General features: G+C 47.0%; 21 protein-coding genes. 10 read left to right on the forward strand and 11 right to left on the reverse strand.

The genetic code is table 11. The features are described from left to right. Positions 1-105: 105 nt before the first annotated feature. Positions 106-531: a large-conductance mechanosensitive channel protein MscL gene (gene mscL / locus AC3RV5_RS17445; protein ID WP_489728859.1), complete on the forward strand. Its 426-nt coding sequence runs from the start codon at positions 106-108 to the stop codon at positions 529-531. Between the two features lie 78 nt (positions 532-609). Here mscL and AC3RV5_RS17450 read toward each other — a convergent pair whose 3' ends face one another. Then, positions 610-1,449, reverse strand: coding sequence for a mechanosensitive ion channel family protein (locus AC3RV5_RS17450; RefSeq protein WP_489728860.1), 840 nt, complete (start codon positions 1,447-1,449; stop codon positions 610-612). A 264-nt stretch (positions 1,450-1,713) separates the two neighbouring features. Between AC3RV5_RS17450 and AC3RV5_RS17455 the strand changes: the two genes are divergently transcribed. The 3 genes from AC3RV5_RS17455 (at position 1,714) to AC3RV5_RS17465 (ending at position 4,330) form a co-directional block, all read left to right on the forward strand. Continuing rightward, complete coding sequence (locus tag AC3RV5_RS17455; protein WP_489728861.1) at positions 1,714-1,872, forward strand: hypothetical protein; 159 nt, start codon at positions 1,714-1,716, stop codon at positions 1,870-1,872. A gap of 192 nt (positions 1,873-2,064) precedes the next feature. Further along, positions 2,065-2,793, forward strand: coding sequence for a 16S rRNA (uracil(1498)-N(3))-methyltransferase (locus AC3RV5_RS17460; RefSeq protein WP_489728862.1), 729 nt, complete (start codon positions 2,065-2,067; stop codon positions 2,791-2,793). A 97-nt stretch (positions 2,794-2,890) separates the two neighbouring features. Beyond that, positions 2,891-4,330 carry a GAF domain-containing sensor histidine kinase gene (locus tag AC3RV5_RS17465; protein WP_489728863.1) on the forward strand — a complete coding sequence of 480 codons (1,440 nt, stop codon included), beginning with the start codon at positions 2,891-2,893 and terminating at the stop codon, positions 4,328-4,330. A 223-nt stretch (positions 4,331-4,553) separates the two neighbouring features. Here the strand turns inward: AC3RV5_RS17465 and AC3RV5_RS17470 are convergent, their stop codons facing one another. From AC3RV5_RS17470 to AC3RV5_RS17515, 10 genes are all read right to left on the reverse strand, one after another. Further along, positions 4,554-5,573 carry an alpha/beta hydrolase gene (locus AC3RV5_RS17470; protein WP_489728864.1) on the reverse strand — a complete coding sequence of 340 codons (1,020 nt, stop codon included), beginning with the start codon at positions 5,571-5,573 and terminating at the stop codon, positions 4,554-4,556. A 716-nt stretch (positions 5,574-6,289) separates the two neighbouring features. Continuing rightward, on the reverse strand, positions 6,290-7,036 hold the full coding sequence (locus tag AC3RV5_RS17475) for a glutathione peroxidase (protein WP_489728865.1): 747 nt from the start codon (positions 7,034-7,036) through the stop codon (positions 6,290-6,292). Positions 7,037-7,171: 135 nt separating this feature from the next. Continuing rightward, complete coding sequence (gene yacG, locus AC3RV5_RS17480; protein ID WP_489728866.1) at positions 7,172-7,402, reverse strand: DNA gyrase inhibitor YacG; 231 nt, start codon at positions 7,400-7,402, stop codon at positions 7,172-7,174. A 19-nt stretch (positions 7,403-7,421) separates the two neighbouring features. Then, positions 7,422-8,174, reverse strand: coding sequence for a cell division protein ZapD (zapD, locus tag AC3RV5_RS17485; RefSeq protein ID WP_489728867.1), 753 nt, complete (start codon positions 8,172-8,174; stop codon positions 7,422-7,424). Between the two features lie 137 nt (positions 8,175-8,311). Further along, positions 8,312-8,917 carry a dephospho-CoA kinase gene (gene coaE / locus AC3RV5_RS17490; RefSeq protein ID WP_489728868.1) on the reverse strand — a complete coding sequence of 202 codons (606 nt, stop codon included), beginning with the start codon at positions 8,915-8,917 and terminating at the stop codon, positions 8,312-8,314. 86 nt (positions 8,918-9,003) lie between these two features. Further along, entirely contained in the window at positions 9,004-9,879 is an 876-nt protein-coding gene (locus AC3RV5_RS17495; protein ID WP_489728869.1) for a prepilin peptidase, read from the reverse strand. Between the two features lie 76 nt (positions 9,880-9,955). Beyond that, positions 9,956-11,167, reverse strand: a complete 1,212-nt coding sequence (locus tag AC3RV5_RS17500) for a type II secretion system F family protein (protein ID WP_489728870.1) — start codon at positions 11,165-11,167, stop codon at positions 9,956-9,958. 91 nt (positions 11,168-11,258) lie between these two features. Further along, entirely contained in the window at positions 11,259-11,729 is a 471-nt protein-coding gene (locus tag AC3RV5_RS17505; protein ID WP_489728871.1) for a pilin, read from the reverse strand. A 175-nt stretch (positions 11,730-11,904) separates the two neighbouring features. After that, entirely contained in the window at positions 11,905-12,750 is an 846-nt protein-coding gene (gene nadC / locus AC3RV5_RS17510) for a carboxylating nicotinate-nucleotide diphosphorylase (protein ID WP_489728872.1), read from the reverse strand. Between the two features lie 32 nt (positions 12,751-12,782). Next, complete coding sequence (locus AC3RV5_RS17515) at positions 12,783-13,322, reverse strand: retropepsin-like aspartic protease family protein (RefSeq protein WP_489728873.1); 540 nt, start codon at positions 13,320-13,322, stop codon at positions 12,783-12,785. 70 nt (positions 13,323-13,392) lie between these two features. Here AC3RV5_RS17515 and ampD point away from each other — a divergent pair, with 70 nt between their 5' ends. The 6 genes from ampD to lpdA all read left to right on the forward strand — a co-directional run bounded on the left by ampD (position 13,393) and on the right by lpdA (position 21,843). Continuing rightward, positions 13,393-13,953: a 1,6-anhydro-N-acetylmuramyl-L-alanine amidase AmpD gene (gene ampD, locus AC3RV5_RS17520; protein ID WP_489728874.1), complete on the forward strand. Its 561-nt coding sequence runs from the start codon at positions 13,393-13,395 to the stop codon at positions 13,951-13,953. 71 nt (positions 13,954-14,024) lie between these two features. Further along, positions 14,025-14,837, forward strand: a complete 813-nt coding sequence (ampE, locus tag AC3RV5_RS17525; protein WP_489728875.1) for a beta-lactamase regulator AmpE — start codon at positions 14,025-14,027, stop codon at positions 14,835-14,837. Positions 14,838-15,055: 218 nt separating this feature from the next. Beyond that, a complete protein-coding gene (locus tag AC3RV5_RS17530) occupies positions 15,056-15,811 on the forward strand; it encodes a GntR family transcriptional regulator (RefSeq protein ID WP_489728876.1) in 756 nt (251 codons plus the stop codon). A gap of 117 nt (positions 15,812-15,928) precedes the next feature. Continuing rightward, entirely contained in the window at positions 15,929-18,601 is a 2,673-nt protein-coding gene (gene aceE / locus AC3RV5_RS17535) for a pyruvate dehydrogenase (acetyl-transferring), homodimeric type (protein ID WP_489728877.1), read from the forward strand. A gap of 14 nt (positions 18,602-18,615) precedes the next feature. After that, entirely contained in the window at positions 18,616-20,307 is a 1,692-nt protein-coding gene (aceF, locus tag AC3RV5_RS17540; RefSeq protein WP_489728878.1) for a dihydrolipoyllysine-residue acetyltransferase, read from the forward strand. 114 nt (positions 20,308-20,421) lie between these two features. Next, positions 20,422-21,843 carry a dihydrolipoyl dehydrogenase gene (gene lpdA / locus AC3RV5_RS17545; protein ID WP_489728879.1) on the forward strand — a complete coding sequence of 474 codons (1,422 nt, stop codon included), beginning with the start codon at positions 20,422-20,424 and terminating at the stop codon, positions 21,841-21,843. Positions 21,844-21,926 lie beyond the last annotated feature (83 nt).

Raw genomic sequence — 21,926 nt, forward strand, 5'->3', positions numbered from 1 at the left:
AAATTACACACCCCATATACACTCAAATCACTTTGTTGTTCAAGTAACAGCCAAGAAAGAAAGAAATAAAATCCTGTAAAATAACAATCAGTTGAGGAATAAAACATGAGTTTTGCATCAGAGTTCAAAGAATTTGCTGTAAAAGGAAATGTAGTAGATATGGCTGTCGGTATAATTATTGGTGCGGCATTTGGTAAAATTGTTGCCTCGTTCGTGGCTGATATCCTTATGCCCCCCATTGGACTAGCCTTGGGCGGCGTTAATTTTGTGGATCTGGCTGTTGTGCTTAAAGCCGCAACAGCTGACACGCCGGCGGTCTTACTAGCCTGGGGCAAGTTTGTGCAAACGATCATAGATTTCGTGATTATTGCGATGGCCGTATTTGTGGGTATTAAAGCCATGAATTCCCTAAAACACAAAGAAGAAGCCGTGCCAACTAAACCAGTTGCACCGCCTAAACAAGAAATATTATTAGAAGAAATTAGAGATTTACTGAAAACTAAAAACATTCAAACGGTAGGTACCCTTTAAAAAAAAGCCAGACAAATTAATTTGCCTGGCTTTTTTATCTAAGGCTAACCAACGTTAGCTGCGTCTACATATCGTTAATTATGCTTTCTGTTCTACTGCTTCTTTATGCAAATGTACATCCATTTGCGGAAAGGGTATGGAAATGCCTTCTTGGTCGAAGCGCAATTTCACCGCTTCAGTAAACGCGTATTTAACTGCCCAATAGTCTGCAGATTTAACCCAGGGCCGCACCACAAAATTTACACTACTGTCTGCTAGTTCCAAAACGGCAACCAAAGGTTTGGGATCAGCGAGGATACGCTCATCGCCAGCAATGAGCTCATTTAATACGTCTTTGGCGTGTTTCAGATCTGCGTCGTAACCTATACCTACCACCATATCTACGCGACGTGTCTCCTTCGCCGAATAATTAGTGATATTCCCACTGTAGATACGGCCATTGGGCACGATGACTTCTTTATTATCCCCTGTGGTCATCACGGTAGTAAAAATACTGATGCTTTTCACCACGCCCATAGCGTCACCGGCTTCCACAAAATCCCCAGCTTTAAAGGGACGAAAAACTAATAACATAACGCCTGCGGCGAAGTTCTGTAATGAACCTTGTAACGACAAGCCAATAGCTAAACCCGCGGCACCTAAAATAGCGACTAATGAGGTCGTATCAACACCCAACTGGTCTAATGAAGCGACGATTACAAACAACATCAGTACGGCGCTGAGGATCGCTTTGATAAAATCGATGAGCATGTCATCATATTTTGAACGCGTCATCACCTTGCCAAAAACATTAAGCAATATGCTAACAACTATCTTACCAATAATATAAATCAGCACTGCCATAACAATATTGATGGCCCAGGGGATAACATAGACGTCAATCATCTCGGACATTTTTTGCGAATCAAACTCAACCATGCATTACTCCATTTACTATTTATTTTTTGTTAATGGCTAGCCATCAGGCTTATCCGCCACAGCAAAAATAGCCGAAATAATTTCTGCTTTTTCAGCGGCGTTAATATACCTGTAATTTATTTAAAATATAATGTTTTGGTCTACAACTTTTGACTAACTATGTTTGTTAAAAGCTGCTGATTTTTGAGAATTTATTTTAGATGATGATATACTGTGTTTTGCCGATATCGTCGGCATGGCATGATATTTTTAAAGGAATAGAAAATGTTGCTTCTTATTATATTAGCCGTGATCATTGCCCTGCTTTTCGTTTATTCATTAACGAGAGATACGGGTAAGAATACCAAGTTTGCTCGCAAAGAAGCTGACGTCAAAGCTCAAGGGTCCCCAATGGAACCGGCAAACATGGTGGAATTAAGCTAACACAAGTCTCGGTAGACCTGAACCAGCTACCGAGATTTCTGTCAATCTCACGCCAGGGCATAACCTATTGTTGATAGTCAAGGCTCCCCAATAAACCTGGGGGCTGGATATTTTGCCAAAGATAATGGAATTCACTTTCACCCCGCCCCTATGCATTGTTAACATAACAAAAATTTTTAAGCTGTAGAATCTATGCGAATCTGTCGAATATATCATCCAGATCTTTTACCTGTGGAACACGTGATCGAGCTCACCCCTGATGCCTGTCATCATGTGGCTAATGTCTTGCGGGCTAAAGCAGGCCAACCGGTCGTGTTGTTCAATGGTGACGGTAACGAATACAGCGGGGAACTGATCGATGTCACAAAACGTAAAGTGTTGGTACAAATTGATGCCAAATTATCCATAAATGTAGAGTCGCCTCTTACCATTCATCTGGCCCAGGGTATTTCCCGTGGCGATCGCATGGATATGGTGCTGCAAAAATCAGTGGAGTTGGGCGTTAGCCAGATCACGCCTCTGATAACAGAGCGTTGTGGGGTAAAACTCGACGAACAACGTTGGCAGAAGAAACATCTGCAATGGCAAAAAATCATCATTGGAGCCTGTGAACAAAGCGGCAGGAATATCGTACCCCAGTTGAACATGCCCACGGATTTTAATCAGTGGATCAATCAATCTACTAACGAATTGCGCCTCACTTTGCATCCTAGAGCACAGAAAAGTTTTCGTCATATTAATATGGGCAACGCCGGGGCGAGATTACTCATAGGGCCAGAAGGTGGTTTTTCTGAACATGAGCTCTATCAAACCGAACAGGCAGGTTTTCAAGCGGTACAATTGGGACCACGGGTATTACGCACCGAAACGGCCGCGATTGCCGCCATCACAGCCTTGCAAGCCATTTATGGCGATTTGTAAACCAAAGACGAACTTTACTTGCCAAAAATCTGTGTTATTTTGGCCCCAGCAACCGACAAATCAGAGCCTTCAATGCACTCTTCCCGTTATATAAATAATGCCAGCAAAAGATCCTGACCCCTTGACTATTTCTGCCAGCAATCAGGGTATGAAAATGGCGATCCTTGACGCCTTGCTTGTCAATGGCCCGAGTCTAGAGACAGCCGAGTCAGTGGTAAGACAAATGCAAACCGCCTTGCAGTATGGTCACTATGTAATCTGGTCGTTAAGCCCAGATAACAGCCTTGTCAGTTTGTTACCCGGCGACACACCTTATGCAGTGTTGCAGGCCATCACCGAGCTCAATGACGACCCCAGGTTATTTGGGCCCCATAATGTAGCCAACACCCATGAAGCAGAGTCCTGTATTCATATTAGCCGCACCGCTTCCTGGTCTGCGCTACACGAGGTATTTGCCCGATATAACATCGAAAACTGCTTTTCCTATCCCATCAAAGATAACCTCGGACAATTGTCAGGGGTTTTGTCCCTCTATAATCTGAACATAAATCCGTCATCTGAAACAGACGCTGAACTGCTGGATTGTGTGTTGTCAGCATTGGGTCTGATATTTTCCCAGGATCAACTCAAGCAGCGTATCCGCTTACTTGAATCTGCTCGCGACCAAGAAGTGTTCAAAAATGAGTTGGCCTCAAATGATGCCAACCTGTTGCTGCGTAAGGCACTGACCCAAAGAGATAATGTACAAGAACAACTGATCGATATGGAAAAAATGGCAGCTCTGGGAACCATGATGGCAAGCTTTACTCATGAGATCAATACGCCACTAGGCGTTGTCATCACCGCAGCGGCTCATATGGCGGAAATGCATAGAACCAGTTACCAACAATTTGTTGATAAACGCTTAAAAAGATCTGACTTGGAAGAGCTTTATGTGCAAGCTCAAGAATCCTGTCAAATCATTGAACGTAATATTTCCCGGGCCAACGAACTGACTCAAACCTTTAAGCAGCTAGCGGCGGATCAACGCAGCCATACCAGCCGCCCTTTGAACCTAAGCGCCTATATTAGTGAAGTGTTGCTGTCATTGAAGCCCAGAATGAAAAACACCCGCCATACATTTTGTCTCGATATCCCCAGCGATTTGACCATAGTCAGTAATCCTGGGGCCATAGGCCAAGTTCTGATTAATTTGATCATGAATTCAGTGCAACACGGGTTTTTCAAACAAAATTCCGGACGTATCCATATCCAAGGGAAAATTAGCGACCCCGGAGGTTCCAATATGGCCTTAGTGCTTGTCTACGAAGACAATGGCCGGGGTATGAATCCGCATACGATCAACAATATGTACAAACCTTTTTTTACCCTGAGCAGCCGGGCTGGGGGGAATGGCTTAGGCATGCACATCTGCTACAACATTATGGTCAAAATATTAAAGGGGACCATTGATTGTAAATCGACTCTGAATCAAGGGGTGAGATTCGAAATGTATATCCCCCTCAATGAGCCGTCTTTGTCCATCCCGACTAATTAGTGATGAAAAATATCAACCCGTTTTTTCAGGGCATTAGTATTGCGCGCAGTGGCGGGTACACCGAGTAACTTCTCGACTTTGGAGCCAATTTTGAATGGCCAATCTATTGGAGGGCACAAAGAAAAAAATACTACTTTCAAGTGCAAAGGACCCACCGTCATTTTTTATGGCGTGCAAGGCCTAAAAATCGGGCGGGCGCAGCATATTATGTAATGGGAACAGCTCAGTGTTGCTGTAAAAACCTCAGGCTTGCTGCGAGCATTTTACCGTGCATTGGGTTGGCTTTTGGTACGGAGCACGGCAGTACTTCCAGCACTTGGCTTTCATCAAAATGCATATCTTCTATCTGGGCCTCGTCTACCACCAAATCCGCATGACATACGGCCTGATCTTCAGGGATAACATACAATACGTTGTCCCCCTGATTGTATTGCATCAACTCTTCTACGCCGGCGTACATAGTAGTGACATCAGCTTGAGAATGAGCAGCAAAAATAGGTAAATCCAGCGGTGATTTACTCTCCATCATTGCCCTGACCGCAAAAATAACATCCGTGAGTTGAAAGGCAGAAAAACGGGCCACGCTGGGATATTTGTAAGGGTTAGGCCCTGAGGTTTGATAATCACCATCTAAGGTTTTGGCCAGCCATTTTATGCCCCAAACTTTGGCCAGGATCTCTACACTTGGCGCCAGGGCCAGGGCACCTGAGTACAACAACAAAGCCTTAACTTTTCCGGGATGGCTTAACACATACTGGGTGGCTAACGTGCCTCCGGTAGAAAAGCCGCCAATATATAGATCCTCGCCCAACGCCGGCGCTAAGGCCATGGTGGCTTCCACATGCTGCTCCCAGCGGCTGGCTAAAGTGGGATCTTGCATATCCAGATCCGCGTCCTTTTTACCGTGTCCGGGTAACAAGGCCACCACCACATTTGCCCCTTGTTGATAAATCGCCTGGGCTATTGAACGCATAAAAAATGGTGAATCACTCAGACCATGAAACAATACCACCACCTTTTTAGTTTGCATGCCGTGATGTAAAATATAGGGGGCGTTGCCATCATTTTTCAGTGTTTCGGAGCAGACTCTCAACGTGTGTTCGTTGATGGGTGCACAACTATTAATTTCACCGAGTTCGTTGTGGTAAAGCGTCTCGAATGAGTCAAAAACCTGGTCCAACTGCCCAGCAGCACTGTGAAGAGTGAAAAGCATGGCAGCGATAAACAGCACAGGTTTAACCATAAGGCAGGATCTTTTTTGCGTTTTTGAGTAATTAACTACTATATATAGGGCGTTAGCTAAATTCTAATGATTCCCAAAACTATTTTTAAGCAGACACACCAATAGACCGGGAGCCTATTTGAACGTCCATCGGACGGCCGGAGGTCAAGCGTAGGGATAGCGCGCAATACCAATAGGCCGGGAGCCTATTTGAACGTCCATCGGACGGCCGGAGGTGGAGCGCAGGGATAGCGCGCAATACCAATAGGCCGGGAGCCCATTTGAACGTCCACAGGACGGCCGGAGGTCAAGCGCAGGGATAGCGCCGCAATACAAATAGGCCGGGAGCCTATTTGAACGTCCACAGGACGGCCGGAGGTGGAGCGCAGGGATAGCGCGCAATACCAATAGGTCGGGAGCCTATTTGAACGTCCAGAGGACGGCCTTTAGGTGGAGCGCAGGGATAGCGCGCAATACTAATAGGTCGGGAGCCTATTAGAACGTCCACAGGACGGCCTTTAGGTGGAGCGCAGGGATAGCGCGCAATACTAATAGGTCGGGAGCCTATTAGAACGTCCACAGGACGGCCTTTAGGTGGAGCGCAGGGATAGCGCGCAATACTAATAGGTCGGGAGCCTATTAGAACGTCCACAGGACGGCCTTTAGGTGGAGCGCAGGGATAGCGCGCAATAAAAAAGGGCTATTAAATAGCCCTTTTTTAATGATGCAATCGCTGATTATTTATTCGCGAAAAATGCCTCTAAATCATCATTGCCACCTATGTGTTTGCCATGGATAAACACCTGAGGCCAGGAATCACGGCCACTTAGTGCTTTAAGTCCAGTGAAGGTTACCTCTTTACCCAGCATTAACTCTTCGTACTCGTAACCCTTATCAGTCAACAAGGCTTTGGCTCTGGCACAAAAAGGACAGTCGGGTTTGGACAATATGGCTGCAGGCAAAGGCTTTTGCGCATCAGGGGCCACGTAATCTAACATTGTATCAGCATCTGACACTTCAAAAGGGTCGCCGGGTAAATCAGGTTCAATAAACATTTTGTCTACTACACCATCTTTTACCAGCATAGAATAACGCCAGCTTCGTTTGCCAAACCCCAAATCGGCTTTATCAACGAGTAGACCCATGCCATCGGTGAATTCACAGTTACCATCAGGTAACAAGGTAACATTTTGCGCTTCTTGATCCGCCGCCCAGGCATTCATAACGAAGGTGTCATTGACCGAAACACAGACAACTTCGTCTACGCCATTGGCTTTAAAAACCTTTGCCAGTTCGTTATAACGGGGTAAATGGGTCGATGAACAAGTAGGTGTGAATGCCCCTGGCAACGAGAAAACCACAACCGTTTTACCGGAGAAAATCTCGTCAGTGGTGCGTTTTTCCCATTCGTCATTGACCCGCACTGGGAAGGTTACATTGGGTACTTTTTGGCCTGTTTTATCTTGGAAATTTGGGTTGGACATAGATGCTCCGCTGATTAAATTATGTTGTTTAAGTCGATGGAAAGAGTATACAGAAGCGTTATTCAGGGATGAACTGATTAAAATCAATCAGTCTAATCGCTTTTTACCATGAACTACCCTACAACGACTGGCTATTTATTCCTTAAAAAAATCATCCTGCTGCTGGGCAAGCAACGCTTCAATATCTTCAATATCCGGCATAGCGCCGGTTTCGGCGTCTTTAGTGGGCCCGCAAGGGATGGCCTTTTCTTCATCTGCCCATTCACCTAGATCGATAAGCTGGCAGGTTTTACTGCAAAAAGGTCGAAACTTACTCTGGGAAGACCATTCAACGCTTTTTTTACAGGTTGGGCAATTTACAATCATTCAATATTCTCTTCGGTTATCAACAGCAAGCAAGCTTAAAATCAACCACTTCATCCAGCCCAGTACTGCCTTGCATACTGGGGGTAAACAACATAAAACGGATCGCATAGCGATATTTATTACCACTGAGTACGGGATAATACCCCTGGTCAGTAGCGCACTTCACCCTAATTAACTCGTTTTTATCATCCGCCACACCTTGGTAAAAGCCTTTATTGGCCTGGATATCCACAAAACGCCCTCTCTCACGCAAAAATGACAGAGTGATTTGCAACGCGGCGTTGATCAATGACACCTCATTCATCCAGCGATTCACGTCCTGTTGCAGCTGATCTTTGGACTGCTTCAACCAATAATGCATATTGGGTAAATCGAAACTGCAGGTCCCTCCGGGGATAGTGAAACGCTGGCGTATGGATGCCAGGAAACGATCCTCTTTTAAGTCTGAACCGAATTTTTTGGCCCCTTTCATTTGTTCCCGCAAACGCAAAATTTTCTGCAGTGCAGCCTGTAAGGCATCATTATCTATATTCGGATGTTGCGACCACAACACCAGATTTTTTTCATGAGATTCAATATCTTTTAATACATCGGTACGTAAGTCCACACGCTCCAGTAAATCGAGCAGGGTAAATAACGAAGACAAAAAATTGATGTATTGCCAGTCTTCAGTCGCCTGTTTGACTTGCATTAGTTGGGTGAAAAGTTGCTCAAGGCGCAGGTAGGTTCTGACCTTTTCATTGAGCGGAAATTCATAAATCGCGTGGGGCATTGCTCTCTCAAAGTGGTATTAATAAAACTGTATACAATAACTAAAACGTAAAAAACTGGTACTTTCAAGCTTTGCCTAAAAATAAGTATCGTCAACCGCCAGACGATTGTCGTGCCCGAAAACCTGTCTAAAAAAAGCTATATCGCCCCGGCCATCGCTAGATATTGTTGATGTAGCCGAGTAACTTGAGCCAATAGAGCCTCTTCATCGCCACTATTATCTATCACGTCATCGGCAACCTCAAGACGTTGTTGCCGGGACGCCTGTGCGGCCATAATAGCATTGATCTGCGATTCACTGGCAGCATCTCTATCTCTGCTGCGGCTTAGTTGCAGGTCTTCAGGGACATCGACAATCAGCACTCTGTCAACGGTTTGATAACTTTTATTCTCTACTAACAGCGGTACGCTTAGTATGCAGTAGTCGGATTTTGCCTGACTGGTTTGCTGCTGCATTTGCTGGCGGATAAGCGGATGCAGCAAGGCATTTAACCAATTTTTCGCTTCGCCCTTGCTAAACACTATGTCACGCAACTTGCGCCTATCCAGGTTACCGCTTTCGTCTACCAATTGCGGGCCAAATTTGGCTAAGATAGCTTCAAGGGCCGGGCTGTTTGGTTCAACCACTTGCCGGGCGATCACATCCGCATCGATGATCTGCACACCCAACTTGGCAAACATATTACTCACCGTGGTTTTACCACTGCCAATGCCCCCACTCAACCCCACCACAAAATGACTCATAATCTCACCCATTGCCAATATTGCCTAGCTATCCAGTCACCGTATAATAAACAAGGTGCTCCAGCCCCGCTGGCAGCTAGACTGGCTTATAATCCTGCCCAGTGCCAGTATTTTCCGGCAATCCAGTCACCGTATAACAGGGCGATCCAGCCCGCTGTGGCCAAATAAGGTCCAAAGGGAATGGCTTGCCCCTTGTCTTTGCCTTGCAGGCTGAGCATGCTGATACCGACCACTGCGCCCACCAATGATGACAGTAAAATCACTATGGGTAAATATTGCCAACCGACCCAGGCCCCCAGAGCAGCAAGCAATTTAAAATCGCCGTAACCCATGCCCTCCTTACCGGTTAACAATTTAAACACCCAGTACAATGACCATAAACTTAAATAACCCACCACCGCACCGATGATTGCATCACCACTGGATACCAGCGGATTAGTTAGGCTAAACAATAGACCTAACCATAACAAAGGCAGGGTCAGTTGGTCCGGCAACAGCATCTTGTCTACATCGATAAAAATCAAGGCGACCAATAGCCAGGTAAATAACACGCCCCAAAAGGCGCTGGCCGAATAACCAAAATGCCAGGCCACCCACAAAGACGCCAGTCCCGTGGCCAACTCAACCAAAGGATAACGAATGGGTATGCGTTTTTGGCACTGACTACATTTGCCTTTGAGAGATAACCAGCTCAGCAGGGGAATGTTTTCCCAGGCACGAATTTTATGCTGGCATTGGGGGCAAGTGGAATCGGGTTTAATCAGGTTAAAGGTTTCAGACTCGGGTGCGGGGGTCCCGGGGTAAAAATAATTGTGATATTCAGCTTGCCAGGCGCGTTCCATCATTATGGGTAAGCGATAGATCACGACGTTTAAAAAACTGCCCACCATCAAACTAACGACAAAAACAATTGACAGGAAAAATACCGGAGAGTCAGCCATTAGCTGAAAAATTGCATCCATAACACGGACTTATACGGTGAAGTAAACTAGGGCCTAGCTTGCCAGAAATGTGTGCCTGGCACTAGATTAATTATGTTTAAATCACATTACCCATTTCAAAAATAGGCAGATACATGGCCACGATCAAGCCACCTATTACGACTCCTAATACCGCCATGATCATGGGCTCGAGCAAGCTCGTCAGGCCATCTACCATATCGTCCACTTCCGCTTCGTAAATGGTGGCGATTTTACTGAGCATCTCATCCACCGCACCGGCCTCTTCACCAATAGCGATCATCTGGGTCACCATCTCCGGAAATACTCCGGTAGCGCGCATCGCGGAATTCATCTGGATCCCACCGGCGACTTCTTTTTTTATAAATAAAATAGCGTCCCTGAATATGGCATTTCCCGAGGCGCCAGCCGCTGAATCCAGGGCACTGATAAGCGGTACACCAGCGGCGAAGGTGGTGGCCAGGGTGCGACTAAAACGGGCTACTGCGGCTTTTTTCAAAATACCGCCTATCACCGGAATTTTGAGTATTTTGGCATCTACCGCATCTCGAAATTTCTTGGATTTTTGATGGGTTTTCTTGAAAAGCACACCCAGCGCAATTAATCCTACACCGACAAAAATACCGTTATTTTGTAAAAACCGTGAAATGCCTAGCACGAATTGGGTAAAAGCCGGCAACTCTGCCCCAAAACTACTGAATATCTCCTCAAATTGCGGTACCACAAAAATCAATAAAATAGTGGTCACAATAAAGGCCACCACTATCACTGCTATGGGATAAAACATGGCTTTTTTGATTTTCGATTTTAGCGCTTCGGCTTTTTCTTTATAGATAGCGATTCGATCGTAAATGGTTTCCAGGGCACCGGATTGCTCACCGGTTTCCACCAGATCGCAATACAAATCATCGAATTGTTTAGGGTGTTTGCGCAAGGCACTGGACATGGGATTACCAGCTTTGACCTCATTGCCAATCTCACCAAGCATTTTACGCATAGTGGGGTTCGAATGCCCCCGGGCAATCATATCTATGGTTTGCACCAAAGACACCCCCGCGCCTAACATGGTGGCAATTTGCCTGGACATCACCGAAATATCCGTGGGGGCGATTTTTTTGGCCCCTAAGCCAAATAACGGGGTAGCTAACTTTTTCACCCGTTTGGCCGACACACCTTGGCGGCGTAACTGGTTTTTTGCTTCAAGTATGGACAGGGCGCTGATTTCTCCTTTGATATTTTGCCCGCGTTTATTCACGCCGCTGTATACAAAGGTAATAGGAGGTTTCGCCATAGGAATTATCTGCTGCCGATTAAAAAATTTGAAAAAAAAGCCCAGATAAATCTGGGCTTTTTATAAGGTATTACAAGATGCTAAACACTGATTAACACACGTTGGCGGCAGAACAGCCAGAATTTGTTTCATCTAGCGCCCAGGTTATCGCCCCGGCGGCAACTGTACCGTTTAATACATAGTCCTCTGTGGCCGTCACACCAGGCATCACGCCAGCATTGGGAACTACAGTAATGGTATAGACAACGGCTGGAGCAACTCCTGTGCTAGTAATTGCAACTGTATCCACTGCCTCACCACCTGACCAACCAGCTGGCGCGTTTGCTGCAGTTAACGCACAATTAGCAGGGATGCCGGTTTGCACGCAAATCTCTGTAGTAGTCTTAGCCGCGCTAGCGGCCATCACCACTTCACTGTAACCCGCTTTAGCGGTATAGGTTTGATAAGCGGGTAAAGCGATCATGGCTAGAATACCGATGATGGCAACCACTATCATTAATTCGATAAGGGTGAAGCCGCCGTTCTTTTTCGTTGCTGCATTGTTGATTGTAGTTGTGTTCATGGGTAACTCTCCGGCACTTAATGTGCTTGCGTGTTGTTTAACAAAGTTTGGCCAATGTCAGCTAACTGTCAGATGGCGTGCTGTAAATTCCAACTCAGTATAGAACGACTGACTCAACTGACAAGTATGCACAGACATACCTATGTGTCGGCAATAGGTTAGCTAAACTTGAGGACTATTGGCAGACCACCCGCAACGACAAGTCAATGGCCCTGATATGTTTGGTCAGGGCCCCACACGAAATATAATCCACCCCAACGTTGGCCAGTTCAGCCACCCGGGCTTTGCTTATATTACCCGATACTTCCAGCTTGCTTTGCCCTTGGGTGATACTGACTGCCTGTTTGGTATCCGCCAGGCTAAAGTTATCCAGCATAATAATATCCGCTTTGGCGGCCAATGCCTGCTCCAGCTCGGCCAGGCTTTCCACTTCCACTTCCACCGGCAGATGTGGGTGCATTTCCCGGGCTTTACCTATGGCATTGGCGATGGAGCCACAGGCCAGAATATGGTTCTCTTTGATTAGATAGGCGTCAAACAGCCCGATCCTGTGGTTTTTGCCCCCACCACAGGTTACGGCGTATTTTTGTGCCAGGCGCATGCCGGGAATAGTTTTGCGGGTATCCAGCAATTTGGTTTTGCTGTCACCCAAGGCGCTGACATAGTCCGCCACCACTGTGGCGGTACCGGAAAGGGCTTGTAAAAAATTAAGGGCAGTGCGCTCGCCGGTCAAGATCAATCTGGCATTACCATTAATGTGGCACAATATCTCATTCGCCTTGACGCGATCCCCATCCTGGTAAAACCAGCTAACACTGATCTGCGGATCCAATTGGCCAAACGTTTCATTGACCCAGGCCTGCCCTGCCAAAACACAGTCTTCACGGGTAATGATATTGACACTGATTTGCTGGGGCTCAGGTATAAGGTTGGCGGTAATGTCCCCCCGGGCGGCGTCCAGGCCACCCAAGTCTTCGGTAAGGGCAAAATTAACGGCTTGAATAATATGTTGTTGGAACATGGTCACTCTTTGATTGAAAATTATAAGAAAGTTTATCGGCTACGCAGGATCAATATATCCTTTTGTTGGCTGAATTCTAATTGTTTTAGGGCACTCATACCTAATAATATTTCGTTTGTACTGTCTGCGTAATTCAGGTGGGCACTGACATTATGCAATGTTATGCCCCCTATCTGTAAATGCGCGATAGTCGTTTGCGCGACCCGCACCCGGCCATTAGCGGTTTGTACCCAGGCCGCTCTGCCCGGTATTAAATTAAGCTGCTGGGCCAGCGCATAAGGAATGGATACATCAGTCGCCCCAGTGTCGAGCAAAAAAACCACCGGCTGACCATTGATAAGCCCGCTGGCTACATAATGACCAAAGCGATTTTGCTGTAATTTAACCTCTACACTACCCTGCCCCCGGCTACTAACTGGTTGAGGGTTAGGGTTAAACTGCTGGGCGAGCTGATCGTCAAACAATAAGGTTAACAAACCCAGACCTGCGGCCCAGGCCAGGATCAACATCCATTTACCGGTATTACCCTGACTGCGTCGCTGTGCATCTTCTAAAGGCTGGTTTTTCGACATATTCCGTTCGACATTTATAAACTTAAGCTGAATAATACCAATCCAGTCACGTTTTAACAGGGCCTCTGCATTGTCGAATCAAACCGTGGTGCGTGATCACCTGCTCAATACCGCTCGTCTGGTGGCTACCACTCATCAGGATCCCCGCCCCGGTGGGTCTGATATCTCATTATTGGTGATCCACAACATATCCCTGCCACCCAATCAGTTTGACGGCAGTTACGTCGAAGCATTTTTTACGGGTAAGCTGGATCCCGCCCAACATCCTTACTTTATCCAAATTCATACTATGCGGGTATCAGCCCACTGCCTGATCAAACGCAGCGGCGAGGTGGTACAATTTGTACCATTCGACCAACGAGCATGGCACGCGGGGGTATCAAGTTTTCAGGGTTGTAGCCAGTGTAACGATTTTTCCATCGGCATTGAATTAGAAGGGGCTGACCACATATTATACACTGACGTGCAATATGAAATATTGGCAGAGGTGACTAAAGCTATCATGCAGGCCTACCCCAAAATAAATCTGGCGCGCATAGTTGGCCACAACGATATTGCCCCTGGCCGTAAGACCGACCCCGGGGTTGCCTTTGACTGGTCGACCTTTAGACAGATGTTGGCATTCAAATAGGTGGTGTGTGGTTCGCCTCATTAACAAACCGCGCCATTCAAACAATTGAAATCAGGTTAAAAGGAATAAAAATGACATTAATCAGCCTGTTGTTGGTGCTTTTTATTGAGCGCATCACAACTAAGTCACACTACTGGCAAGCCGAGTTTTATGTAAACAAATACCTGGATTTGCTCAGTAAACGAGAATGGTTAGGCCCCTCGTCCCCCACCTGGCTGCTGAGTCTTGTCATAGTAGTGCCTGCTTTAATTCTATTTGTGGTTTTACATTGGTTTCTAGGTGGCGTACTAGGGTTTGTGATCAGTACCGCTATCCTTATGGTATGTATGGGCTGTCCGAATGTTAGGGCAAACTACAAACATTATTTACAAGCTGCACAGCGCGGAGATCTTGAAGCCTGCAGCTTGTACGCCGAACAAATAACCGGGCCGGAAGAAGAAATGCAAACCCTAGGGCAAAATCTGGTCTGGCAAAACTATCGTCATTATGCCGCTGTGATCCTGTTTTTTGTCGCCTTTGGCGCCGCCGGCGCCCTATTATATATTATTGCTCGAGGCCTGCAAAACAGGTTTTTGGGTCAATCGCCCCCCATAGATAACATTATGCATTTATTGGACATGTTACCTGTGCGCATTACTGCCCTGGGCTTTTTACTGGTCGGCCATTTTTCTCGGGCCTTCCCTATCTGGTTGGGACATTTATTGGTTCCCACTGTACCGGCCAAAACACTGTTGACGGAAGTGTGTACTGCCGCAGAAGAAATTGAACCAGATGAGCTAAATTGCACCGAAGAACCCTGCACTTTGGTGCGTCTGGCTAAGCGTAATATCATGTTTTTGATGGTAGTCATCTCAGGATTGACCCTGACCGGCTGGCTAAGTTAACTCCTCAGACCAGCTCAAAAAAACCAAGCTATGCCTCGGTTTATATAGGCTGTATGAATTTTAACCCCCTGTTATACACGCATTAATATCAAATGGGCATTTACCCATAAGCGATACTGGACTAAACTATTGGGCTAATTGGTCTTACCAATTAACCAATCAGCACGTGACGCTTCGAGCTGCACGTACTTTTTTATAGGACGGGATACCAGCTATACATGCAGCAAATTCGTACCAAAAAGTTGTCTGAGGGGATCATGGAACAGCTCGAATCTATGTTAATAGACGGCACCTTTTTGGCTGGGCAAAAGCTGCCTTCCGAACGCGACTTTGCCCTCAAGTTTGCCGTTTCCAGGCCTTCCATACGCGAAGCCATACAAAAGCTTGAAGTTAAAGGTTTGGTGGAACGAAAACAAGGCGGCGGCACCTTTGTTCGTCAGCGCATCAATACGCTGGTTACCGATCCGTTAATGGCGTTACTCACCACCCGTCCTGAAACCCAATTTGATTTACTGGAATTTCGCCACGCCCTTGAAGGCATGGCCGCATATTATGCAGCCTTGCGTGGCCAACAAGAGGATTATGACGCCCTGCTCAATGCATTGGATAAACTACCCGATGATCCACAAGGGGAAGATCGCAGTGCAGAAGCCACGGCGCTGGTCGACTTTTATTTAACCATGGCAATCGCTGCTCACAACGTGGTGTTGCTGCATGTTATGCGCAGTCTGCAGGCGTTATTGAAAGACAATATTCAACGTAATCTGGAGGTGCTTTCGGCTCATCCTAAAGCACAGACAGTAATCACCGAGCAGCGCAAGAACATAGTGCAAGCCATACTCAAACGGGACCCGGTCTTGGCCCGCCAAGCGAGTAATGAGCACCTTGCCTATATAGAAGAAACTTTATTGAATATCAATCGTCAAGACCTGCGTATGCAACGAGCGCTGCGCAGGATAGAAGTGAAAGAGTAAACAGTTATACAAGAGTAATAGCACCATAACTTATTCCACGGGCTAGCAGGTTGAGTCAACAACGTGTTTTTGTCAGTGGAGTGAATTTAATAACAACTTAAAATATAGGAGAGCACCATGGCTGATATGATGCATCCGGATGTGGATCCACAAGAAACCCAAGAATGGTTAGACGCCCTTGACGCAGTGCTGGAAGAAGAAGGCATAGAGCGTGCCCACTATTTGCTCGAAAGCTTGATTGAAAAAGCACGTCGCAGCGGTGCTCACTTACCTTACGAATCAACTACGGCTTATATCAATACCATCCCAGCAGGCCAAGAGCCAACTATGCCGGGTGATCAAACCATTGAAGCCAAGATCCGTAATGCCATCCGCTGGAATGCCATGATGATGGTGCTACGTGGCTCTAAAAAAGACCTGGAACTGGGAGGTCATATCTCCAGCTTTGCCTCTTCTGCCATGTTATACGATGTGGGTTTTAACCATTTTTTCCGGGCTCCAAATGATAAAGATGGCGGGGATTACCTGTTTGTACAAGGTCACGTATCACCGGGCATATATTCCAGAGCCTATATCGAAGGCCGTTTAAGTGCAGAGCAACTTGACGGTTTCCGTCAGGAAGTCGATGGAAAGGGTATTTCTTCTTACCCCCACCCTAAATTAATGCCCGATTTTTGGCAGTTCCCTACTGTGTCTATGGGTCTGGGACCGATGCAGGCAATATACCTTGCCCGTTTCCTTAAATACCTCACCAGCCGTGGACTCAAAGACTGTTCTGAGCAAAGAGTATGGTGCTTTATGGGTGACGGCGAAGTAGATGAGCCTGAGAGCTTGGGAGCCATTGGCCTCGCTTCACGAGAAGGCCTGGACAACCTCACGTTTGTTATCAACTGTAACTTACAGCGTCTGGACGGTCCGGTACGGGGTAACGGCAAAATTATCCAGGAGCTGGAAGGTACCTTCCGCGGCGCCGGTTGGGAAGTATTGAAAGTCATTTGGGGACGCTACTGGGATCCACTATTGGCGCGCGATTCATCGGGGAAACTATTGGATGTGATGAACGAAACCGTTGACGGTGAGTATCAAAACTACAAAGCCAAAGGCGGCGCTTACACCCGTGAGAACTTCTTTGGCAAGTATCCTGAGTTAAAAGAAATGGTCTCAAACATGTCAGACGATGACATCTGGCGTCTAAACCGTGGGGGTCACGATCCGGTTAAAGTGTACGCGGCCTATAAACGCGCCACTGAAACTAAAGGTCGCCCACAAGTCATCCTGGCCAAAACTGTCAAAGGTTATGGCATGGGTGCCGCTGGCGAAGGTAAAAATATCGCCCACAACGTCAAAAAAATGGACGTTGAATCAGTACGTGAATACCGCGACCGTTTTAATATCCCGGTGGCCGATGAAGATGTAGCAAATTTGCCGTATTACAAATTCGACGAAGACAGCGAAGAAATGAAGTACTTGCGCGCCCGTCGTGATTCATTGCACGGTTATATGCCCGTGCGCCTGGCAAAAAGCTCAGAAGATTTACCCGCTCCCCCGCTCAAAGCGTTTGAAGCCATTACCAAAGGTTCTGGGGATAGGGAAATATCCACCACTATGGCCTTTGTGCGTGTGCTGACGGTTATGCTCAAAGATAAAAAAATCGGTTCCCGGGTGGTGCCTATTATTCCCGACGAAGCCCGTACTTTTGGTATGGAAGGTTTGTTCCGTCAAGTGGGTATTTACTCCAACGGCGGACAAAAATACGTACCACAAGATAAAGACCAAGTGGCTTACTACCGTGAAGACGAAAAAGGTCAGGTACTGCAAGAAGGCATTAACGAGTTAGGCGCCATGGCGTCGTGGGTTGCCGCGGGGACCTCCTACTCAACCAACGATTTACCCATGATCCCGGTGTACATCTACTACTCTATGTTTGGTTTCCAACGTGTTGGGGATATGGCATGGGCAGCGGGAGACAGCCAGGCACGTGGATTTTTGGTCGGTGGTACAGCCGGTCGAACCACACTGAACGGTGAAGGTTTACAACACCAGGATGGCCATAGTCACGTACAGGCGGCGCTCATTCCTAACTGTGTATCTTATGATCCCACCTATGGCTATGAAATTGCGGTTATCGTGCAAGATGGTATGCGTCGCATGTTCGAAGAACAGGAAAACGTGTTTTATTATTTAACCGTAATGAACGAAAACTACGTACAGCCTGCTCTACCAGAAGGCGTGGAAGAAGGCATAGTCAAAGGTATTTATTTACTCGAGAAACACGGTACAGCCAACAGCAAGAAAAAAGTCAAGTTACTGGGTTCTGGCACTATCTTGGAGCAAGTGCGTCAGGCGGCTACCATGCTTAAGGACAAGTTCTCAGTCGCGTCTGAGGTTTATAGCGTTACCTCGTTTAACGAATTGGCCCGTGATGGGGTGGATTGTGAGCACTTTAATATGCTCAATCCTGACAAGGATGACCGTGTACCCTATATCACTAATGTGCTCAATGACGGCTTTGACGGCCCAACCATAGCGGCGACGGACTACATCAAAAGTTATGTAGATCAGGTGCGTGCTTTTATACCAGGCCAATATAAAGTGCTGGGTACGGATGGTTTTGGTCGCTCGGATAGCCGTGCAAATTTGCGCCACCATTTCGAAGTGGATGCCAAGTTTATTGTGGTGGCGGCGTTACGTGAACTGGTGAAAGCCGGTGATCTGGAGAAAAAAGTGCTGGTTGCTGCCATTGCCGAATTCGGTATAGATGCAAGTAAAATCAACCCACTTTACGCTTAGAGGATTAAATCAAAATGTCAGATAATAAAGATGTATTGGTACCCGATGTAGGTGGTGACGAAGTCGAAGTCATTGAAGTTTGTGTGGCCGTAGGCGACGTGGTTGAAGCTGAAGCCTCATTGATCACTGTAGAAAGTGACAAGGCCAGCATGGATATCCCCGCTCCTTTTGCTGGCACTATCAGCGAAATTTTGGTTAGCGTGGGTGACAAAGTTGGCCAGGACAAGCTGATCATGAAAATGACCAGCAGCGACGGGGCGAGCGAAAGCACAGTAGAAGCAGTCCCTGAAAAGGAACCAGCAGAGGCGCCAGCTACACAAGAGCAACCCGCCCCTTCAGCCGCAGAATCTGCGCCTGAAGAAGAGCCAGAAGCCGAGGGTGAGCCACAAATTATAGAAGTAACAGTGCCGGACATTGGTGGCGACACCGATGTGGAAGTTATCGAAATGTTGGTAGCTGTGGGGGACAGTATCGAACAAGAAGCGGGCCTTATTACGTTGGAAACCGACAAGGCCACCATGGACGTACCGGCTCCCCAAGCCGGTGTGGTCAAAGAGCTTAAAATTAAGGTTGGGGATAAAGTATCCCAAGGCTCCCTGGTATTGCTGCTGGAAGTGACAGGCTCTGCGCCTAAAGCAGCACCAGCTGCGGCTCCTGAAAAAACAGATACTCAAAAAGCCGCTGCTGAGTCACAGTCAAAGGTGGCACCTGCTACCAGTACGCAAAAATCTGCGCCTGTGCCTCATCACCCTTCTGCCGGTGAACGTGGTAAAGCCGGTAAAGTACATGCCTCACCTTCAGTGCGCCGGGTTGCCCGGGAGTTTGGCGTCGATTTAAGCCTGGTCACAGGTACGGGCCCCAAAAGCAGGGTGCTTAAAGAAGATGTGCAGTCCTATGTGAAATACGAATTATCCCGTCCCAAAATGAATGCCGGTTCGACCGTGGGTAGTGGTTCAGGGGGCTTGCAAGTATTGGCGCCGCCTAAAGTTGATTTCAGTAAATTCGGCGAAGTGGAAGAAATTCCACTTACCCGTATTCAGAAAATATCTGGCCCCACCCTGCACCGTAACTGGGTTACTATTCCCCATGTAACCCAGTTTGAAGAAGCGGATATCACGGAACTCGAAGCGTTTCGAAAAGCCCAGAACGTAGTGGCGGAGAAGAAAAAACTTGGCTTTAAAATTACCCCGCTGGTATTTATGATAAAAGCAGCGGCCGATGCGCTCAAAGCCTATCCGGTATTTAACTCGTCTTTGTCTGAAACTGGCGAAAGCCTGATCCAGAAAAAGTATTTCCATATCGGCATAGCCGTTGAAACCCCTAATGGTTTAGTGGTGCCTGTGGTGCGTGATGTGGATCAAAAAGGTATTTATGCCCTGTCCGCCGAGTTGATGGAGATCAGCATCAAAGCCCGGGATGGTAAGCTAAAAGCTGTGGATATGCAGGGCAGTTGCTTCACTATTTCGAGCCTTGGCGGCATTGGTGGCACAGCCTTTACGCCTATTGTAAATGCGCCGGACGTCGCCATATTAGGTGTATCAAAAAGTGAAATAAAACCCAAATGGAATGGCAAGGACTTCGAACCCAGGCTGATGTTGCCTTTATCGCTGTCTTACGACCATCGGGTTATAGACGGTGCTGTGGCAGCTAGATTTGCGGTTCATCTTAGCAACGTATTAGGCGATTTGCGCCAAATGCTGCTCTAGCCCGTTGCCGGGCGATACTCTTTAAAAATGATTATCGCCTTTTCTTTGCTAACCAGTCTTTGCCTAGGTAGAATTTCCCAGGTTTTGAAAGAATAACAATAGATTGAGGTCAAAATGAGTGAAATTAAAACTCAGTTGGTAGTACTTGGTGCAGGCCCTGGCGGCTATTCTGCAGCATTTCGTGCGGCCGACTTAGGTATTGAAACGGTAATAGTAGATGCACGAGATACCTTAGGTGGCGTGTGTTTAAATGTTGGCTGTATACCGTCTAAAGCTTTGCTACATGTAGCGAAAGTCATTGAGGAAGCCAAATCGTTATCAGCCCATGGCGTTAGTTTTGGTGAGCCAACATTCGATTTAGATAAAATTCGCCAATGGAAAGACGACGTAGTGGGTCAGTTAACCAAAGGTTTGTCTGGCATGGCCAAAATGCGCAAAGTAAAACACGTGCAAGGCTTTGGTAAATTCACCTCCAGCAATACCCTGGAAGTAGAAGGCAAAGACGGTAAAACCACGATTACCTTTGATAATGCTATTATCGCTGTGGGTTCTGAGCCGGTAAACCTGCCTTTTATTCCTAAAGACGACGCCCGGGTAATAGATTCTACCGGCGCATTGGAAATGGCTGACATTCCAGAAAAAATGCTGGTATTAGGTGGCGGAATTATTGGCCTGGAAATGGGCACAGTATATAGCGCCCTGGGCACAAAAATTGACGTAGTGGAATTCCTCGATCAATTGGTACCCGCTGCGGATAAAGACATCGTTAAGGTGTATCACAAAACCGTCAAAGACAAATTCAATATCATGCTGGAAACTAAAGTGACAGCAGTTGAAGCCAAAAAAGACGGCTTGTATGTCACTTTTGAAGGCAAACAAGCACCCGCAGAGCCCGTTAAATATGACAAGGTATTGGTCGCTGTGGGCCGTCGCCCCAATGGTAAGTTAGTTGATGCTGACAAAGCCGGTGTCACAGTTACCGACCAAGGCTTTATCAATGTGGACAAACAACTACGTACCAATGTGAGCAACATATTTGCCATCGGTGATCTTATCGGCCAACCTATGCTCGCCCATAAAGCGGTACACGAAGGTCATGTGGCGGCTGAGGTCATCTCAGGCATGAAACACTATTTCGATCCCAAGTGTATTCCGTCCGTTGCTTACACTGAGCCAGAAATGGCCTGGGTTGGTCTGACAGAAAAAGAAGCCAAGGAACAGGGGGTCAAGTATGAAACCGCCAGTTTCCCATGGGCTGCTTCCGGTCGGGCTATCGCGTCTGCCGCGACTAATGGTATGACCAAACTTATTTTCGATAAAGACACCCATCGCGTCATCGGTGGTGCCATAGTGGGTACCAACGCCGGTGAAATGCTCGGTGAAATTGGGCTAGCGATTGAAATGGGGGCCGACGCTGAAGATATTGCGTTAACTATCCATGCTCACCCCACACTCAATGAATCCATTGGCTTGGCTGCTGAAATGTACGAAGGCAGTATCACGGATTTACCCAATCCCAAAGCCAAGAAAAAATAAGCCGTTACCACGATTTTAAAAGGGCCTTTATGGCCCTTTTTTATTACGCGCTATCCCTGCGCTCCACCTAAAGGCCGTCCTCT

The organism is Paraglaciecola sp. IT1134, assembly GCF_058068185.1.

Coding starts and splice junctions, on each gene's coding strand:
- mscL (WP_489728859.1), top strand. CDS start 106: ATGAGTTTTGCATCAGAGTTCAAAGAATTTGCTGTAAAAGGAAATGTA.
- AC3RV5_RS17450 (WP_489728860.1), bottom strand. CDS start 1,449: ATGGTTGAGTTTGATTCGCAAAAAATGTCCGAGATGATTGACGTCTAT.
- AC3RV5_RS17455 (WP_489728861.1), top strand. CDS start 1,714: ATGTTGCTTCTTATTATATTAGCCGTGATCATTGCCCTGCTTTTCGTT.
- AC3RV5_RS17460 (WP_489728862.1), top strand. CDS start 2,065: ATGCGAATCTGTCGAATATATCATCCAGATCTTTTACCTGTGGAACAC.
- AC3RV5_RS17465 (WP_489728863.1), top strand. CDS start 2,891: ATGCCAGCAAAAGATCCTGACCCCTTGACTATTTCTGCCAGCAATCAG.
- AC3RV5_RS17470 (WP_489728864.1), bottom strand. CDS start 5,573: ATGGTTAAACCTGTGCTGTTTATCGCTGCCATGCTTTTCACTCTTCAC.
- AC3RV5_RS17475 (WP_489728865.1), bottom strand. CDS start 7,036: ATGTCCAACCCAAATTTCCAAGATAAAACAGGCCAAAAAGTACCCAAT.
- yacG (WP_489728866.1), bottom strand. CDS start 7,402: ATGATTGTAAATTGCCCAACCTGTAAAAAAAGCGTTGAATGGTCTTCC.
- zapD (WP_489728867.1), bottom strand. CDS start 8,174: ATGCCCCACGCGATTTATGAATTTCCGCTCAATGAAAAGGTCAGAACC.
- coaE (WP_489728868.1), bottom strand. CDS start 8,917: ATGAGTCATTTTGTGGTGGGGTTGAGTGGGGGCATTGGCAGTGGTAAA.
- AC3RV5_RS17495 (WP_489728869.1), bottom strand. CDS start 9,879: ATGGATGCAATTTTTCAGCTAATGGCTGACTCTCCGGTATTTTTCCTG.
- AC3RV5_RS17500 (WP_489728870.1), bottom strand. CDS start 11,167: ATGGCGAAACCTCCTATTACCTTTGTATACAGCGGCGTGAATAAACGC.
- AC3RV5_RS17505 (WP_489728871.1), bottom strand. CDS start 11,729: ATGAACACAACTACAATCAACAATGCAGCAACGAAAAAGAACGGCGGC.
- nadC (WP_489728872.1), bottom strand. CDS start 12,750: ATGTTCCAACAACATATTATTCAAGCCGTTAATTTTGCCCTTACCGAA.
- AC3RV5_RS17515 (WP_489728873.1), bottom strand. CDS start 13,322: ATGTCGAAAAACCAGCCTTTAGAAGATGCACAGCGACGCAGTCAGGGT.
- ampE (WP_489728875.1), top strand. CDS start 14,025: ATGACATTAATCAGCCTGTTGTTGGTGCTTTTTATTGAGCGCATCACA.
- AC3RV5_RS17530 (WP_489728876.1), top strand. CDS start 15,056: ATGCAGCAAATTCGTACCAAAAAGTTGTCTGAGGGGATCATGGAACAG.
- aceE (WP_489728877.1), top strand. CDS start 15,929: ATGGCTGATATGATGCATCCGGATGTGGATCCACAAGAAACCCAAGAA.
- aceF (WP_489728878.1), top strand. CDS start 18,616: ATGTCAGATAATAAAGATGTATTGGTACCCGATGTAGGTGGTGACGAA.
- lpdA (WP_489728879.1), top strand. CDS start 20,422: ATGAGTGAAATTAAAACTCAGTTGGTAGTACTTGGTGCAGGCCCTGGC.